Annotated in this window: 20 protein-coding genes; 13 read left to right on the top strand and 7 right to left on the bottom strand. The window is 61.7% G+C overall.

Annotated features, from left to right (window positions below):
* Nucleotides 1-54 precede the first annotated feature (54 nt).
* The 3 genes from AABF56_RS21980 to AABF56_RS21970 form a co-directional block, all read right to left on the bottom strand.
* A complete protein-coding gene (locus AABF56_RS21980) occupies nt 55-2,142 on the bottom strand; it encodes a right-handed parallel beta-helix repeat-containing protein (RefSeq protein ID WP_338341877.1) in 2,088 nt (695 codons plus the stop codon).
* Between the two features lie 63 nt (nt 2,143-2,205).
* Nucleotides 2,206-4,800 carry a hypothetical protein gene (locus AABF56_RS21975; protein ID WP_338341876.1) on the bottom strand — a complete coding sequence of 865 codons (2,595 nt, stop codon included), beginning with the start codon at nt 4,798-4,800 and terminating at the stop codon, nt 2,206-2,208.
* Between the two features lie 160 nt (nt 4,801-4,960).
* The gene (locus tag AABF56_RS21970; RefSeq protein ID WP_338341875.1) at nt 4,961-5,269 is read right to left on the bottom strand and encodes a hypothetical protein; all 309 of its coding nucleotides are present in this window, start codon (nt 5,267-5,269) and stop codon (nt 4,961-4,963) included.
* A gap of 170 nt (nt 5,270-5,439) precedes the next feature.
* On the opposite strand from AABF56_RS21970, the gene AABF56_RS21965 reads away from it, so the two are divergent.
* The 10 genes from AABF56_RS21965 to AABF56_RS21920 all read left to right on the top strand — a co-directional run bounded on the left by AABF56_RS21965 (nt 5,440) and on the right by AABF56_RS21920 (nt 11,050).
* Entirely contained in the window at nt 5,440-5,712 is a 273-nt protein-coding gene (locus AABF56_RS21965) for a hypothetical protein (protein WP_338341874.1), read from the top strand.
* Nucleotides 5,687-5,911 (top strand): hypothetical protein, encoded by a 225-nt coding sequence (locus AABF56_RS21960; RefSeq protein ID WP_338341873.1) that lies wholly within the window; start codon nt 5,687-5,689, stop codon nt 5,909-5,911. The genes AABF56_RS21965 and AABF56_RS21960 overlap by 26 nt, the downstream gene beginning before the upstream one ends.
* A gap of 25 nt (nt 5,912-5,936) precedes the next feature.
* Entirely contained in the window at nt 5,937-6,179 is a 243-nt protein-coding gene (locus AABF56_RS21955; RefSeq protein WP_338341872.1) for a hypothetical protein, read from the top strand.
* On the top strand, nt 6,176-6,433 hold the full coding sequence (locus AABF56_RS21950; protein WP_338341871.1) for a hypothetical protein: 258 nt from the start codon (nt 6,176-6,178) through the stop codon (nt 6,431-6,433). Before AABF56_RS21955 ends, AABF56_RS21950 begins: the two co-directional genes overlap by 4 nt.
* Before the next feature lie 191 nt (nt 6,434-6,624).
* Nucleotides 6,625-7,026, top strand: a complete 402-nt coding sequence (locus tag AABF56_RS21945; RefSeq protein WP_338341870.1) for a hypothetical protein — start codon at nt 6,625-6,627, stop codon at nt 7,024-7,026.
* Nucleotides 7,023-7,367: a hypothetical protein gene (locus tag AABF56_RS21940; RefSeq protein ID WP_338341869.1), complete on the top strand. Its 345-nt coding sequence runs from the start codon at nt 7,023-7,025 to the stop codon at nt 7,365-7,367. Before AABF56_RS21945 ends, AABF56_RS21940 begins: the two co-directional genes overlap by 4 nt.
* 121 nt (nt 7,368-7,488) lie before the next feature.
* Nucleotides 7,489-8,004 carry a hypothetical protein gene (locus AABF56_RS21935; RefSeq protein WP_338341868.1) on the top strand — a complete coding sequence of 172 codons (516 nt, stop codon included), beginning with the start codon at nt 7,489-7,491 and terminating at the stop codon, nt 8,002-8,004.
* Nucleotides 8,005-8,130: 126 nt separating this feature from the next.
* Nucleotides 8,131-8,481, top strand: coding sequence for a hypothetical protein (locus tag AABF56_RS21930; RefSeq protein WP_338341867.1), 351 nt, complete (start codon nt 8,131-8,133; stop codon nt 8,479-8,481).
* On the top strand, nt 8,478-8,813 hold the full coding sequence (locus AABF56_RS21925) for a hypothetical protein (RefSeq protein ID WP_338341866.1): 336 nt from the start codon (nt 8,478-8,480) through the stop codon (nt 8,811-8,813). The genes AABF56_RS21930 and AABF56_RS21925 overlap by 4 nt, the downstream gene beginning before the upstream one ends.
* Before the next feature lie 2 nt (nt 8,814-8,815).
* Nucleotides 8,816-11,050 carry an AAA family ATPase gene (locus AABF56_RS21920; protein ID WP_338341865.1) on the top strand — a complete coding sequence of 745 codons (2,235 nt, stop codon included), beginning with the start codon at nt 8,816-8,818 and terminating at the stop codon, nt 11,048-11,050.
* Between the two features lie 287 nt (nt 11,051-11,337).
* Here AABF56_RS21920 and AABF56_RS21915 read toward each other — a convergent pair whose 3' ends face one another.
* Genes AABF56_RS21915 through AABF56_RS21900 form a run of 4 tightly spaced genes read right to left on the bottom strand, consistent with a single transcriptional unit; the run spans nt 11,338 to nt 12,487 of the window.
* Complete coding sequence (locus AABF56_RS21915; RefSeq protein WP_338341864.1) at nt 11,338-11,643, bottom strand: hypothetical protein; 306 nt, start codon at nt 11,641-11,643, stop codon at nt 11,338-11,340.
* A 2-nt stretch (nt 11,644-11,645) separates the two neighbouring features.
* Nucleotides 11,646-11,804, bottom strand: a complete 159-nt coding sequence (locus AABF56_RS21910; protein WP_338341863.1) for a hypothetical protein — start codon at nt 11,802-11,804, stop codon at nt 11,646-11,648.
* A gap of 5 nt (nt 11,805-11,809) precedes the next feature.
* Nucleotides 11,810-12,085 carry a hypothetical protein gene (locus AABF56_RS21905; protein WP_338341862.1) on the bottom strand — a complete coding sequence of 92 codons (276 nt, stop codon included), beginning with the start codon at nt 12,083-12,085 and terminating at the stop codon, nt 11,810-11,812.
* Nucleotides 12,086-12,130: 45 nt separating this feature from the next.
* On the bottom strand, nt 12,131-12,487 hold the full coding sequence (locus AABF56_RS21900; RefSeq protein WP_338341861.1) for a hypothetical protein: 357 nt from the start codon (nt 12,485-12,487) through the stop codon (nt 12,131-12,133).
* Between the two features lie 163 nt (nt 12,488-12,650).
* Here AABF56_RS21900 and AABF56_RS21895 point away from each other — a divergent pair, with 163 nt between their 5' ends.
* The 3 genes from AABF56_RS21895 (at nt 12,651) to AABF56_RS21885 (ending at nt 14,678) form a co-directional block, all read left to right on the top strand.
* On the top strand, nt 12,651-13,085 hold the full coding sequence (locus AABF56_RS21895; protein ID WP_338341860.1) for a hypothetical protein: 435 nt from the start codon (nt 12,651-12,653) through the stop codon (nt 13,083-13,085).
* Between the two features lie 502 nt (nt 13,086-13,587).
* Nucleotides 13,588-14,427 (top strand): glycoside hydrolase family 108 protein, encoded by an 840-nt coding sequence (locus AABF56_RS21890; protein ID WP_338341859.1) that lies wholly within the window; start codon nt 13,588-13,590, stop codon nt 14,425-14,427.
* Nucleotides 14,424-14,678: a hypothetical protein gene (locus AABF56_RS21885; RefSeq protein ID WP_338341858.1), complete on the top strand. Its 255-nt coding sequence runs from the start codon at nt 14,424-14,426 to the stop codon at nt 14,676-14,678. Before AABF56_RS21890 ends, AABF56_RS21885 begins: the two co-directional genes overlap by 4 nt.
* Nucleotides 14,679-14,697: the final 19 nt, after the last annotated feature.

Below are 14,697 nucleotides of genomic sequence, written 5' to 3'. Positions count from 1 at the left end.
CCTCCTCCAACTAGACGCGAGCGCGGGCGGGAGAGCCTATACAGTTTTAGCCTTTTACCACGTTGCAATGGCTACGCGCTTCCACGCATTTGTGCTGGTAGCTATATATAAATAGCTATCGTTATAAGCTATTTCCCCTCGAATTCCCGCCGCCGTCGCTGACGCCGGAGTAGTCTTGCGTGGGGGTTGGAAGACTTCCGTCAAGCCGCCCACTATAGTATGCGGCGTAGTGACAGCTAGAAATAGGTTAGGTCCATAAAGATTATAGCCTGATCCTGTTCCTTCCTGTATCCCAAAGGCAGCGTTTTTTATGTTGTTTCCGAAGACCTGATTGTATTCAGAGTTGTAGGTCGATCCAGCGTAGATGAACTGCTGTACACGCACTGCCGCCGCGCTCGCGTGCGATGCCGTTGATCGCTGGATCACATTGCCAAAGACCTGACAGTGCTTTGAACCCCGCAGCACGATTGCTCCGGCATTGACTGGTGAACCGGCGATGTCGCCCCACTCCTCGATCCTGTTGCCGTAGATCAAAGTGTAGTCGGATATGCGCGCCTCAATAGGATAGGTGACACGCGTGTAGCGGTTGCCAGAAATTCTGCCGCGCTTGCCAGGAAGCAGGGTGAGATCAGCCTCCCCGCCGATAATCGTTCCATAAAGGCAATCGATAAAATCGTTCCCATCGCATGTCGTGTGCTTGAACTCACGTTTGGCGATGACGCCGACGTTAGCGTACTGGAACCGGCAGCGGGTTACATGCAGGTTTTCCCCGACGCCTGTGAGCGGGTCTCCAGAGACGTAGATCGATGCGTCAACAGCGCCGAAAAAATCGCAGTCGTCAATGTAAATGTTCTTAGCGCCATACGCGATCACGCCGCTATCGCCGGCCGCCCCACCTTCGTCGTTGTTCCGGAAGACCCCGCGTTTTATAATGACGTGTTCCCAGGGGCCGTGAATGCGGAGAAGATCAGGCGCGAAACCGGGAACCAGACCAGGCATCAATCTGCCGTCGATCTCGCCACCACTCCAACTCAGCCTTAGACCCTCATCCATCGCATTGATACGCAACACCATCTCACCAGCGGGGAATTCGGCAGTCGGCGCGATTATGGTGCCGCTAAAATCGACATCGACGATCTCGCCGTCGTAGTGATAGGTCTTTACGGGCGTAACGACCGGTAGAAGGGCGGACTTGGCTCGCAGCTTCGCCTTACCATTTGCCGCAGCAGTGATTGCGGTCGCAAGCAGGTCGCCGTTATCCATAACGGTAACATTGCCGAAGTGTTCAACATACAGTTCTCCAGCGGGAAGCCAACCCGGCATGTCGGGAATGAGGGCCGCCCCGCGCTGCCGCATGTACGGTATGCCATTGGCGGTAGCGATCTGCCCGTCATACAAAATGCCGTTGATACCTGCTTGCGCGCCTAACAATTCGCCTCGCGTGGCAAACGCAAACGGCTTGGTGCCGTCCACCATCCACCATCCACCATTGGCACTGTCATGGTCGCCATCATCAGTCCAACGGTCTGCGGAGCGAAACTTCAGGTCATGCGACGGCTCCTCCGCGGAACGTACGTAGTTTACATCGTCAATGACGGTGCGCCTTACAGCCGCCGGGATCTCTGCCACCTGTGCGTCGGACAGCACCTTAAACGCCATTGTGCCGCCAGGCTCGAAGAGGCGCTTCACAGCAACCTTTTCGTTGTCGGTATCATCCTCCCCCAGCGCCGTCAGCGTCTCATAGGTAACGGCGTCTGCCTTCTCTTCCATCGACGTGATCCGGGTCTTGTCAAGAGAAGGCTTTAACCCGGCCGGCGTCACGTATTTGTCGTTCAGCACGCCGTCGGCGACCTCTTCGGCCGTCGACCGTTCAACCGGCGTGATCGCAGCAAGAGCGTCCTTCACATAGGCGGTTGTTGCGAGACGATCGGACTTGTCGGCCGTGTTCGGCGTCGGCGCCGTGGGCTGTCCCTCCAGCGCGGCGTTCTCCTTGTCGGCTTTCCCGCCGAGAGCTTCCCATGTCAGAAAATCCGCCACGTTCCGGAAGGCGGCGCGCCCCAGGCTGTCGACCCCGAACAGCTTCGTCGCGCCGCTCCGCAGGACGTTCTTGATGTTCTTCTGGTTCTCGATCGGCACGACCATGCTTCAACTCCGTCCGCTTTCGTGGCCGACATCGGCCCGTTTTAACCTACATTCAGGGCACGGCTAGACCGGCTTGACCTCGACGGAGGCACGCCCGTCCGGCTCGACGCCGATGATCACGCCGATCGCGCCGACATACTGGCCGAGCGTGATATCAGCCGGAGCCACGATGTCGGCCGTTACCGAACCATCCCCGGCCCGCGCTGGCACCAGATATTTCCCGATATCCGCCGGCACGGCCTGCACGTTGACCGGCACGAAGCCTGCCTTGGCGATGCGGTCGTAGCGCACGCGCTCCGTCTCCAAGGCCGCCAACAGGGCCGTGCGGCGCGCCTCGTAGGCCGCATTGGCGGTCTCGAACTCGGCCTGCGCGACGAGCGCATCCTGCTCGCCAGTGGCGGCCCGCAACTCCGGCTGCTCGCCGACCGGCTCCACGCCGTACTTCGCGACGATGGCCTCTTCCGTGCCCCATCGGTCAGCACCAACGAGGTTCGGATCGGTCGACTTGATCACGAAGCGGCCGACCACGTCGTCGTAGCGATCCGTCAGCAGGCCGTCGGCATTGAAGCCGAGGATCGCGCCCTTCGGCACGTTACCCCAAAGCTCTTCGATGACCTCATGATACTCGGCGTAGTCGGCGCCGCTGGCGTTGATGGTGCCGCCGGCATTGATCGAGCGCGACAGGCTGCCGCGGCCGACCTTCATGCCAGCGGAGGCCGAATTGACGTTGGCGAGGCCGTAGAACTGCGCCGAACCGTCGGCCTTGATCCGGCTGACGCCCCAATTCGACGTCACTCCGAATGCGATGTCGCCGCTGCCGTATTTGTTCTCCAGCGCCAGGACGCCGGAAGCGGTCATGTAGATGCCGCCCTCGGTGCCGGGCTCGGCGCCGGACTGCCACTGCATGTAATAGCCGGACGAACCGCCGCTGAAGCGCGCTTTGCCCGTGAAGATGAAATTCCCCGCCACTTCCGTGCGGCCGGCCCCGTCGGCCGTATGCCGGAAATAGGTATGCCCTTCCTCGGCGTCGACGGTGATGTATTTGCCGGCCTTGAAGAACGCCTCGGGCGATGAATTCGGCGCAAATTGGCAGCCGGCCAGATGATATTCGCGGTCACGGACACCGCGCCAGAAGCCCGTGCCACTGGCGGTGCATTCGATGTCGAGGTCGTTGCCGTCGCCCTTGAAGCGGCAGCCGGCGAAGATAAGGCCGTAGCCCGTCGTGTCTTCGACCTGCGTGCGCAGTTCCAGCCCGCGGTCGGACGTCCCGAGGATCCAGTGGCAGCCGACGAAATAGTGGTTCCAGTTGTTGATCGCGCCGCCATCGATAATGACGCGCGTGTAGTCGAAATAGCAGTTCGACCACATGAGGTTGTTCGTCGTCGGGCCGATATAGACCTCGCGCGACCAGGGGTGGATGTCGTTGAACTGGATCGCGCCGCAATATTCAATCTGCATGGCGCGCGTGACGCGCGAGCAGATGATCTGATGGTAGCGCGCGTCGTTCGTCTGGATCTTGAAGGCGATCGTGTTCATGGAGACCTGATCTTCCCCCGTCGGGTAGACCTGGCCGCCGAACTTCGGCGCCTCTTCCACATAGCCCTGAATGTTGACGTTCTCGACCAGTAGCGCGCCGTTGACCGTGCGGTATCCGCGCGGATTGTAGCCAGCCAGACCGATGGACGTTTCGAAACCGCAACGATTTTTGCCGATGAAGTCGATGCCGACATCACGGAATGACAGCTGCGTGGTGTTCTGGAGGTAGATGCCGCCGGTCAGGAAGTTGCAGTCGATCGTGACGCGCTCGAAGGCGACCTTGTAGATGCCCGTGTTGCTGTCGTCGGCGTTGAAATTGAACTGGTAGGCGAGAACGAGGACGTTCGACGGGACTTCGCTGCCGATCCCGATGGCGGTCGACCAGTTATAGGCGCCCTGAATGGCCTTCAGGTGCAGGTCTTCGACGTTGCCGTAGTAGAGCATGCCGGCGCCCGTGCCGACATTACCGACGCAGACCGGCTTCGACACGGCATATTTCTTCCCGGCGCCCGTGATCGTCCATGTGCGCCCGGCGGCGTGGTTGTCGGGCATGCTGGAACCGGCCGACAGGAAGTTCAGCATGGCCTGCACGGGGCCGTGATCGTCGGTCGTGTAGTCGCCGGCCGCGCCCCAATGCAGCGGCGTCATCTGCCGATCCGCCGGCCCCCACTTCTGGTCGTCCGCGGTTGTGAGGGCCGGATAGGCGTTGCCGCTGTCGATCTTTTCGTAGAAGAGGACACGCTCGGCATGCAGGACCATCAGCATCTCGGCCGCACCGGGCGACGCGGCGGCCGCTGCATCGCGGGAGGCGAAGTAGAAGGACGCTCCGCCCTCCCCGCCACTGCCGCTTTCGAGCGACAGAAGCCGTGCGTTCACGCCGTTCAGCGTGCTTGTCAGCATCGTGCCGGCGAGCCCGCTCTTGTTCTCGACGGTATCCGTCGTCACGGTGCCGGGGGTCGGGCCGGGCCCACCGCCGCCCGTGCCCGCGTCGATGATCTCGTTAATCGAGCGGGAGATGTTGGCGAGATCGTTGTCGATCTGCGGAGCCGGCAGCGGCTTTGCGGGATTGCTGGCCTGCCATCCACTGTAGGAATAGCCGGGATAGTACTTGGTGGGGGCCATAAATCAGCGCTCCGTCGGAAATCTCGACGGACAATAACCGACAAGCCGGACAAACGCAACGAAGCGACCCGCCCTCAGCGGGCGGGCCTACCTACAATCCGGGATTACCGAACGGATCGGGCAAAGGGCGTCGCCTCCCTTTCATTCTGACAATTGCTCCTCACGAGTGCCCCGCCGGCTGCATGGCGCGCAGCGCCTCGTCTTTCATCGGTCCTGTGAATTCACCGAGCCCGGCGGCTTCAAGATCCATGATTTCAGCCCATGCCTTGGCGGCTACAGGAACATACCCGTAAGCGTCGGGGTCGCCGTTTTCAGACCGCGAAGAGACGCAAGCGCGCGCATCGCACTCATCCTCGAATGTGCAAGCGGCTGTCTGCCCAGCGCAATCGAGAAGGGAGAAGAAGCCGAGACCGAAGCAGCTTCCGAGGTAAATGCCCATTTCCGGGTGCACTATGACGACACGCATCATCTTTTCCTTTTGTCGGTTTAAAATTTTGGTTCGGGATTGCTCGTGGACCGGCCCGCGAACCTGTTCCGGTCAACCTGTCACACTGTCGCCTCCAATGTCTGTTTTGTATGTTGACAACGACATACATCTGACATACATATGTCGACACGTCAAGCGACAAAGGAGCGATGATGAAGAAACGGAAAACGACCTCACCGCCGGCCAAGCCGAAGCGGCGCGTGACCGTCTACAAGCGGGATCGGACGGCTATCTACATGCCGACCGACTTGCAGGACCGCCTGGACGACGTCGCGACATCCTGCGTCGCACCCAGCCGATCACAGCTGATCAACGGCTTGCTGCGCCACTGCCTCGATCACATGACGCTGCGGGCGATCAACAGCGTTCTCCGCCAACAAATGATCGCGAGGTTGTCCGATGACACGCCCTCCGTCTTCGATTGACGAGGCGCGGGCGGCGAACCCGGACTGCGGTTTCGCCCTCTATGCGCTGGAACCGGGCGGCGCGGTGACGCTGGAAATCATGACGCCCGACGGCGGGCTCTTCGCCTTCCATGGCGCGAGCGAGGCCGACGTCCTGGCGATCGCCCTGCCGCCCGACGAACCCAAGCCGGCCGCTCCGACGGCCGATATCTTCGACTGAACCGACGAGACGAAAGGTGTATGAAATGACGAATGACAAAATCTGCATCTACGAGGACGGCCCGTGCCGTTGCGACACGAACCGGCTCTGCATGACGCCGCAGATCGAGGTCGACCTGTCGAAGCCGTCCTGGCTCGAAGTCTTCACGCCGATCTTCATGGCGTGCATCATGATCGCTTGCGTCGGCTCGATGGGCCTGGTCGTCGTGATCTCCGCCAACGAGGCGCTGCGCCAGGAGCGTCAGCTTGCGATGGATGCACGCCGATGAGCCGGGAGCATATTGCTGCACTTGTCGCCCTTCGCGACAAGGTCTCCGAAGAGTGCCTGAATGACGACGGGCGCTATTTTCTGGAGACCTATAACGACCTCACGCAATGCCATCACGGCGAGACCGGGAACTACAACAACCGGTTCGACGGAAAGGCAATCGCGATCCTGTGGAACCTATGGAAAACGGGTGCACTCGATCCGGTACTCGGTTCCGCCACATCATCATCTGGCACCGGGGGTGGCGATGCGTAGCACCCTCGTTACTCCTCGGAAACGGTCGTGCCCGCTGTGCGGCCATCTCGGCTTCGCGCGGACAGGCTCCGACTTCTACGGAAACCCATCCTTCGAATGCAACGCTTGCCGGCACGAGTGGTCGGCCGGGCGCGGGCCGCGACACGGCACATCGTTGGATCGCCCCTCCCATTTCGAGAAAGGCCAGGCCGATGAGTGACAGGCTCACCGAATGCCCTTGCACGACCATCGAGCAGGACGAAGATTGCCCGGTCGGCTACCCGTCGCTCCTCTGCGGAGCCTGCAAAGGCACCGGCTATACCGCCCCGGAAACCGTCGCCGCGCTTGCCGCAGAGATGTTGCGCGTCGCCAGCGACATGGGCGAGCCGGAAGACCCGTTCGCGGCGTGGGAGACGATCGACCTCATCAAGAGCCAGCACGGCCAGCTCCTCAAGGCGCTGACCGACATCCTGTCGAACCACGAAACGGCCGGGGCCGGCGCATCCATCTTCCAGTGCACGACGCAGCAGGTCGTGGCAGCGCGCGCCGCCGTCGCCAGAGCAACAACTGGATCCTACCCCTCCTCGCCCGAAACTCACGGAGACGACGCATGAAGACCTACGGCAAGCTGCACTGGTTCAGCGAGTGGAAGCCCGACAAATCGAACCTGGGGCATGCCCTCGAAGCCGGCCTTGTCTCCGGCGCGCTGACGCCGCTGATCGTCAAGGCGTCGTCCTTCACGCCGCCGGGTGCGTTCCTGCTCGCGTCGGCGCTCATGCTGGCGTGGTATTGGGGCCGCGAGAAGCGCGACTGCGAGACCGGCATGGATCTGCCGGCTGGTTCGCCCAAGGCGTGGCTGTTCATGTGGTGGCGGCCGAAAAACATCCTCGACATGCTCGGCCCGATCGCCGTCCATGTCCTCGCTTGGCTGATCTATCTGGAGGTCTTCGCATGATTTGTCTTGTTTCACGGCTGACAGCGGCCTGTGTTATCCTTCTGGCCGTCGCCGGCTGCACGTCCGACCGCGATGCGTGCGGCGATTGCTGGATCGGCGTGCAGCATATGGACCGCGCACGATGAGCACGCCGCAGCAACGCATCCGCGCGCTGGCGGAAAGCTCGAAGACGAGCGCCCACGCCTTCGTCGAGTTCTGGTGCCTGCAACGCGGCATCGACCGGGCCGCCCTGGTCGCCGCGAAGCGCTCGCGCGCCCGCACCGAGCTCTGCGCCGCGGTGAAGCACCAGTTCCCCTCGATCACCTGCACGCGCGTCGGCATGATGCTCGGCGTGCATTTCTCTTCCGTGCTCAGTGCCTGGCGCAAGGCCGGCATCCATGCCGCCAAGGTTCCGCTGGTCGTGACGCCGGAACTGCGGGTGGAGGTCGCGCGACTGCACGCCGCCGGCCTGACCGCGCGCCAGATCCGCGAAGAGACGGGCCTTTCCCATGTCGCCGTGTGGAAGCTGGTCAATCCGGACTACGAGGAACGCCAGCGGCAGCGCAAGAACGAAGCCAGCCGCAGGAGCGGCGAACGGGCGCGGGCGGCGCAGCAGAAAGCCCGTGAGGAAATCGCACGCCGCGCAAGTCGGATTTGACTTCCAACGTCGGCCGACATTGTCGTATGTTGTCGGCCACCCTGCACCGAAAACGGAAGAGCGGCGGCCCCAAGCAGAACCGCCGCTCCTCGACATGACCCTCGTAAACCGACGAAAGGCAAGGACATGACTACCAGAAATGATATTGGCTCGCAAGGATATTGCGGCTTTGTTGTCGGCCAACATGTCGTTTTCAAATTCGATTTCCCCGGACGGTATAAAGCGAAATGGGAGAAACGCGGCGTTCGGTTTCCGAGCGTCGGGACAGTCTATACGGTTCGCAAAGTCCTTATCGCTCCGAAGACCCGTGAAGTCGCTCTGCTGCTGAACGAAATACACAACCCCAGCATCACTTCGGCTGGCGTGCGCACGGAAGCCTTCTTCAAGGCCCGTCGGTTCCGCCCGCTCCAGAAGCTGAAGGTCGAGGATTTCCTGTCGGCCAAGACGCCCGTCGACGGCGAGCAGGTGCCGGCATGAGCGAGGTTTGGTATCGCTACTACGAGGTGCTTTACTCGCGCGGCTGTGACGAATGGGGCGACCCGCTACCCGGCGTCGGCAGGATCGCCGTCGAGCTCATGGAAATTCCCGTCTTGAAACGTACGCCCTGCGGCGCGTGGGTGGGTTATTCGGAGCACGACAAGAAGTTCGTCAATCTGAACTGGAACAAACGCTACGCGCTGCCGACGATCGCCGAGGCCCGCGCCAGCTACCGGGCGCGTAAGCGCCGCGAGATATCGTTGATGGAAGGCCGCGCCGCCGTTGCTCGCCGGGCGCTCGAAGCCGCAGAAAGCCAGTGGTCAAAAGAATGAACATGGTGACGACGAATTCATTTCTGCGGCTGGCCGCGCTCGGCTACAAGCGCCTGGTCCCGATTATTCCACCGAACGCCGAGATCTCCGAGACCTCGTCGCTGCATCGCCAGATCGGCAAGGCCACGGATCCCCGCGGCAAGGCCGTCGGCGTCAAGGGCCGCAACGGCAAATGGTACGGTTTCGACTGGCTGCCGCACGAGGCCAACGAAGATGATTATCACCGATACCACGGCATGGGTGCCGGCGTAGGCATCAAGACCGGCAACGGCCTCGTGCTGATCGACGCAGACACATCGAACCCGGACCACGCGCAGATCATCTACAACGCCCTGCGTGAGATCGTGCCGACCGTCTTCGTGCGCATCGGCAACAAGCCAAAGGCCGGCTACCTCGTGCGCACCGACGCCGATTTCCGGTATGTCCGGATCGAGTTCGGCGAGCGCGACGACAAGGGCCGGCTGCTCGATCGCGTCGAGATCCTGGCGGAGGGCCGGCAGTTCGTCGCCCTCGGCATCCACCCCAAGACAGGCAAGCCCTACGACTGGCCGATGGGCGTCCCGGCCTATGACGACGTGCCCTATATCTCCGGAGCCGATCTGACGGCCTTGCTGGAGCGCCTGCGCACGCTGCTGCCGGCAGCCTCGCCCATCGTCAAGGAAGGCGCGACGACCGACGTCAACCAGAACGCCCTGCGGGGCGAACTGGAGCGCGTCCGCGCCGCCGTGCGCGCCACGCCCAACACGTCCGATCTCTTCCCGACCCGCGAGGCTTACAGAGACTTCGGCTATGCCATCAAGGCCGCCCTGCCCGATAACCAGCACGAGGCCTTCGAGCTCTTCGAGGAATGGTGCGACCGGTGGACCGGCGGCACCAATGACCCGGACACCGTGCAGTCGGATTGGAAGCGGATGAAGCCGCCTTTCCGGCGCGGCGCGGGCTGGCTCTACGAGCTCGCCGACACGCATAGCCAGGGTGCCTTCACGACGGCCTGTGCTTTCTTCGACGACCTCGGCGAGGTCGAACAGAACCCCTTCGCGCAGCAAATTGAGCTAAATGCCCTTAAGGAAAAATCGAGCAAATTCGTCTTCCTGAATTTCGATGAAGCGGCCGAGGCCGCGAAAGCCGCGTCGAACCGGCCCCTCATCAAGGGCTTCATCGACCAGGGTACGATGAGCGTGGGCTACGGCGACAGCAACGTCGGCAAGACGTTCGTGTTCATGGATGTGGCCTATCACGTCGCCGCCGGCATCGACTATGCGGGCATGCGCACCACTCAGGCCCGCGTGGTCTATGTGGCCGCGGAGGGCGGCAACGGCGCGAAACGGCGCGTCCAAGCCCTGAAGGACAAATACGGTGCGCTGGCCGATCCGTCGGCCTTCCTGCTTCTCCCCTCGCCCGTGGACCTGCGCCGCGCCGATGCTGATCTAAATCCATTTCTGGAGGCGCTGCGCGCCATCGGCGCGCCAATCGGGCTGATCGTCGTCGACACGCTGTCCCGCGCGCTGGCGGGCGGCGACGAGAATTCCAGCGTGGACATGGGCGCGATCGTCAAGCATTTCGACGTCATCCGCAACGCGACGGGTGCGCATCTGATGATCGTGCACCACACGGGCAAGAACAAGGCCAACGGTGCGCGCGGCCATTCCCTGCTGCGGGCCGCGACCGATACCGAAATAGAGGTGGAAGAGGGGCAAATCGCCGTCACGAAGCAACGCGATCTGGAGCGGTCATGGTCGTCGGCCTTTGCCTTGGAAGTGCGCACGCTCGGCATGGACGAGGACGGAGACCGCATAACGTCGTGCACGGTGCGCCTGGTGCCGAAGGCCGAAGCAGAGGCCGAAGCGAAGAAAGGAGAGCCGACCATCGCCGAAGCGCGCGTATTGCGCGGGCTGGCTTATATCCTCGTCGGCTCATCGTTGCGGGGGCAAGGGGCTACCTTGGAACAACTTATGTCTAGCAGCGCGGAAATCCTGTCTGGCATGAACGCCGAACTTGTGCGCGCGCATCTGCGGAACCTGAAAATGAAAGGCCATGTAGCGCAACCGAAGCGCGGTTTTTGGGGATTACCTGACGGTGAGCTATCCAAAGCCATTCTGTCCGATCAGGACATCCTGTCCGAAGAAATGCCTCTCAATTCGGAAGATTTTGCGTCTTCCGAATTGAATTCCGCTCGGTCTTCCGGTCCGAAAAAGGAAGAAAGCGGAAGAAAACGGAAGACAGGCATTTTCGATTAAAAATCATTAGGTTAGCGCAAAGCGGAAGAAAACGGAAGAAACGGAAGATTGCCAAACCCAAATGCGAAATTCCGGAAGACCACCTTTATAGGTCTTCCGGATTGCGCAGGGCGGAATTTTTGAAGGTTCCGAATTGGGGAAAACAAGGCCGACACAAAGAAAAAGGCCGCCCTATTTGCGGGGCGGCCTTTTCAGTCGGTGGATAAGCCAGCGGACAAAATGTCCGAATAGGAGGGCCGGCGCGCTGACGATCAGGACGGTTAGCGCGCATAGGGCAAGGAACCAAATCATAGCTCCGCGTTCACGACCGCGCTGCGAGCGGCCATCTCATCGCGATACAAGAGCCCGGCAAGACTTTTTGCCGTGTTCGCGTCGGGCTGGAGTTCGTTATATGCGTCGCGTCCAAACCGCGTTGCCGTTCGCGTCGCTTCGTCCCAATGAGTGCACCCGGCGCGCCATTGTGTTCCGCGCGATGGTTTTGGCGTGAAAGAGTGACGGGCCAGATGGACTGGAACGGCGAACAGCGTCACGTTGTCGGGCATCTCGCATTTCCACCCGCCAGTGTTCTCGTCTTTGAGCCATGTGCGCGTCATGGTCAGATTTCCTTTCCGTCGCAAACCGCCTGCACGCCCTGCACGGACATGCATTCGTAGGTCTTGCCGTCTTTGTGCAGTTCCACCCAGTTGCCGCGCAGCGTGACGACAAAGCCGAATGCGCGGGCGTAGTCGTCGGCCCATTTCTGGAAGCTGTTCATGTCGGTCACTCCCCGCGCACGTAGAACGCAACGCCCTTGCTGTCGGCATCCGCCGAGGGCACCCACACGTAGCAGCTACCGCGTTCGAGCCCGCCGCCAAACCATGCACCATACCAGCCGAATTTCTTGGCAAGTGCCTCGGCGGCGCGATCATGGTTTGCGTCACAGTTCAGGGCATGGTCCCAATGGACCGTTACAGAACCCGCCTGTGCCGTGGCGCGAACGCGCGAGCCGCGGGTGTTGGTCGGGCCGAGGAATTTCGTTGTGATGGCTTGATACATGGTCGTTGGTTCCTTGTCGGTTTCGTCGGGCGTTAAGCTGGACATTTACGCTGCGCAACGAATACGGGGAGCATTGCAGAGCGTGGCGCGCGCTTCTGCGACTACGGTGCGCACCATGTCGGAAAAATAGCTTCCGTGGCCTTTTGCGTTCATGCCAATGTGGTCGCGGAAGGTTTCAATCTGGTCCGCGTAGTAGACCGATCCGCCGAGATAGTCGGCTGCGATCTCGACGCCGTCGAGCCATACTGACATTTTGCTGTCGAATGCGACCATGTCGCCGCAATCGAGCGCGGCTTGGATTGATCCGTCTTCGTCGTCGCCGTCATAGCGATAGCCGGCATCAATCTCGATTTGCCATTTGACGGTGAAACGTGCGGTCTTAAAGGTCCAGAGAGTTTCCATTCGCCGTTGTTCCTTCGGTGTTTGGTTTGTATGTCTGTTGTATGTCATACACGACATACATTGTCAATAAGGAAAAATTTGCAGAAGGACACTTTGTCCGTTATGCTCATGTCGAGCAAAAGGCAAATAGGCAGGTGGAAGAATGCCCCAAAAAGGCGGTCAAATGACCTACGCAGAGAGACGTATCGCCGAAGTTATGGCTGAGACCGGAAACCGCAAGTTTGCGGCTAGCGAGGCGAAAGTTTCGTATTCGTCGGGAGCCGTGGACAAGGCTATGCAGCGTCCGGCAGTCCTGAACGAGATCGCACGCATCCAGACGGAAAAGCTCTTCAGCGAGCTTCTGCCGCTGGCTGTGCGAGTGCACGCTGAGATCCTGGCCGATCCGAAAGCGCCTGCCGGCGCGCGTGTTCAGGCCGTCAAACTGGCCTATGACCGCACGCTCGGCGCGCAGGACGGCGCACAGGCGAAAGAGCCGCACGAGATGACGGCGGAAGAGATCGCGGAAGCTATCGGCAAGCTTGAAGCTATCGCCATCGGGCGCGCAAAAACCGTCGAAAGTGCGCAACCAGTGCCCAACTATGGCGATATGTTCTCATAATATCAATGACTTGCACTGTATTGATTAGACAGTTACCCGGCTCGGCGACCCATGCGCCGGGCCGCTCGGCGGGTAGGGCCGGACCCCACCCCTGGCGGTAGTCCGATCGTCGAGCCGGAGACTGCACCGGACGCGCACAGAAAAATTCGACCCAAAAATCGAAACGGACGTCTTGTCCTGACAGCCGAAAAGCCCGAACCGGTCCCGAAAGGTCGGTTTGGTCATCACCCCTGACGCCTCGAATATCAGGGCTTGTAGGCCGGAAAGGTCAATTTGGTCACCGCCTGTCGTTCGCATACGGAGCGCTTGACAAGCGACCCGACAACGGCCAACATTCAGGCCGTCCGGTGAGTTTTCCTCCCTGTTCCGCCGGATGTTCGTGCTGAAGGCTTGATCGCTGGAGCCGCTGCGTCCGCAACGCGCAGCGGCTCTTGCCATTTCCGCGCCGTGTCTGTAGGTTGTCGGCAGACATAAGCCAGCAACGCCCGACACGAGGACACGCATGATCGACCGGTTTCAGCAGGCGGATGAGCGGGTCAGCGTTCACGAGGGCGGATACGTCAACCACCCCAAGGACCCCGGCGGCGCGACGAACCGCGGCGTCACGCAGCGCGTCTATGACGACTATCGCCGCCGCAACGGCCTGCCCGTCCGCTCCGTTCGCCAGCTGAACGAGACCGAGCGGCTGGCGATCTACCGCGGCAGCTACTGGCACCCGATCAAAGGCGACCAGTTGCCGCCCGGCGTCGGTTACGTGGTCTATGACGGGGCCGTCAATTCGGGCGTCGCGCAGTCCGTGAAGTGGCTCCAGCGCGCGCTCGGTGTCAAGGTCGACGGGATGATCGGCCCGACGACGCTGGCCGCTGTGTGCGACCATCCCGACCACGACAAGCTCATCGCGGCGATCTGCGAGCGCCGGATGGCGTTTCTGCGGGCGCTGAAGACGTGGCCGACGTTCGGCAAGGGCTGGACGCGCCGCGTGAACGAGGTGCGCGCCACCGGCCAGGCATGGGCGAAGAAGGGCACTGTCGGCCACATTACCGCCGCCTACGTCCCCGGCGGCGAGGCGAAAGCCCGCGTCGAGGACGCCAAGCCCGCGCCGGTCAAGGCAGTGGCCGACGCGGCGACCGGCGGCGGTCTCGCCTCGGGCGGCCTCGCCGAAGCCATCCGCCAGGCGCAGGAACAGATCACGCCGCTCGCCGGCTCCTCCAGCTTCATCAACAGCGCCATCGCCGCCCTGGCGGTATCGGCCGTCGTCCTGACGGTCGGGGGCCTTGGCTGGCGCTGGTACGCGGCGCGCAAGCAGCGCCAGCGTGCCGATGCGCTCGATCTGCCGGCATGATCCCGCTGCCCTACAAGGTCGTCGCCGTTTTCGCCGTGCTCGGCGCGGTGGCGATCGGCAGCTACATGAAGGGCCTGTCGAGCGGACGGATCGAGCAGCTTCAGGACACGGTCGAGGCCTACGAGAAGAGGAAAGGGATCGACGATGAGGTTTCGGGCGTTGATCGGTATCGCGTGTGCGTTGACCTTGGCGGGCTGCCAGACGAATGCCAGCAATTGCGCGGGCTGGACGAAACCGCCGAAGATCAATGATCCCGTGAACTTCGTGCTG

Origin of the sequence: Shinella sp. WSC3-e, from assembly GCF_945994535.1 — a bacterium.
GTDB classification, from domain to species: Bacteria; Pseudomonadota; Alphaproteobacteria; order Rhizobiales; family Rhizobiaceae; genus Shinella; species Shinella yambaruensis.
This window is presented reverse-complemented; position numbering and strand designations above follow the sequence as displayed.

Coding starts and splice junctions, on each gene's coding strand:
- AABF56_RS21920 (WP_338341865.1), top strand. CDS start 8,816: ATGGTGACGACGAATTCATTTCTGCGGCTGGCCGCGCTCGGCTACAAG.
- AABF56_RS21890 (WP_338341859.1), top strand. CDS start 13,588: ATGATCGACCGGTTTCAGCAGGCGGATGAGCGGGTCAGCGTTCACGAG.
- AABF56_RS21950 (WP_338341871.1), top strand. CDS start 6,176: ATGAGCCGGGAGCATATTGCTGCACTTGTCGCCCTTCGCGACAAGGTC.
- AABF56_RS21955 (WP_338341872.1), top strand. CDS start 5,937: ATGACGAATGACAAAATCTGCATCTACGAGGACGGCCCGTGCCGTTGC.
- AABF56_RS21925 (WP_338341866.1), top strand. CDS start 8,478: ATGAGCGAGGTTTGGTATCGCTACTACGAGGTGCTTTACTCGCGCGGC.
- AABF56_RS21930 (WP_338341867.1), top strand. CDS start 8,131: ATGACTACCAGAAATGATATTGGCTCGCAAGGATATTGCGGCTTTGTT.
- AABF56_RS21885 (WP_338341858.1), top strand. CDS start 14,424: ATGATCCCGCTGCCCTACAAGGTCGTCGCCGTTTTCGCCGTGCTCGGC.
- AABF56_RS21965 (WP_338341874.1), top strand. CDS start 5,440: ATGAAGAAACGGAAAACGACCTCACCGCCGGCCAAGCCGAAGCGGCGC.
- AABF56_RS21900 (WP_338341861.1), bottom strand. CDS start 12,487: ATGGAAACTCTCTGGACCTTTAAGACCGCACGTTTCACCGTCAAATGG.
- AABF56_RS21945 (WP_338341870.1), top strand. CDS start 6,625: ATGAGTGACAGGCTCACCGAATGCCCTTGCACGACCATCGAGCAGGAC.
- AABF56_RS21980 (WP_338341877.1), bottom strand. CDS start 2,142: ATGGTCGTGCCGATCGAGAACCAGAAGAACATCAAGAACGTCCTGCGG.
- AABF56_RS21975 (WP_338341876.1), bottom strand. CDS start 4,800: ATGGCCCCCACCAAGTACTATCCCGGCTATTCCTACAGTGGATGGCAG.
- AABF56_RS21940 (WP_338341869.1), top strand. CDS start 7,023: ATGAAGACCTACGGCAAGCTGCACTGGTTCAGCGAGTGGAAGCCCGAC.
- AABF56_RS21970 (WP_338341875.1), bottom strand. CDS start 5,269: ATGATGCGTGTCGTCATAGTGCACCCGGAAATGGGCATTTACCTCGGA.
- AABF56_RS21905 (WP_338341862.1), bottom strand. CDS start 12,085: ATGTATCAAGCCATCACAACGAAATTCCTCGGCCCGACCAACACCCGC.
- AABF56_RS21915 (WP_338341864.1), bottom strand. CDS start 11,643: ATGACGCGCACATGGCTCAAAGACGAGAACACTGGCGGGTGGAAATGC.
- AABF56_RS21910 (WP_338341863.1), bottom strand. CDS start 11,804: ATGAACAGCTTCCAGAAATGGGCCGACGACTACGCCCGCGCATTCGGC.
- AABF56_RS21935 (WP_338341868.1), top strand. CDS start 7,489: ATGAGCACGCCGCAGCAACGCATCCGCGCGCTGGCGGAAAGCTCGAAG.
- AABF56_RS21895 (WP_338341860.1), top strand. CDS start 12,651: ATGACCTACGCAGAGAGACGTATCGCCGAAGTTATGGCTGAGACCGGA.
- AABF56_RS21960 (WP_338341873.1), top strand. CDS start 5,687: ATGACACGCCCTCCGTCTTCGATTGACGAGGCGCGGGCGGCGAACCCG.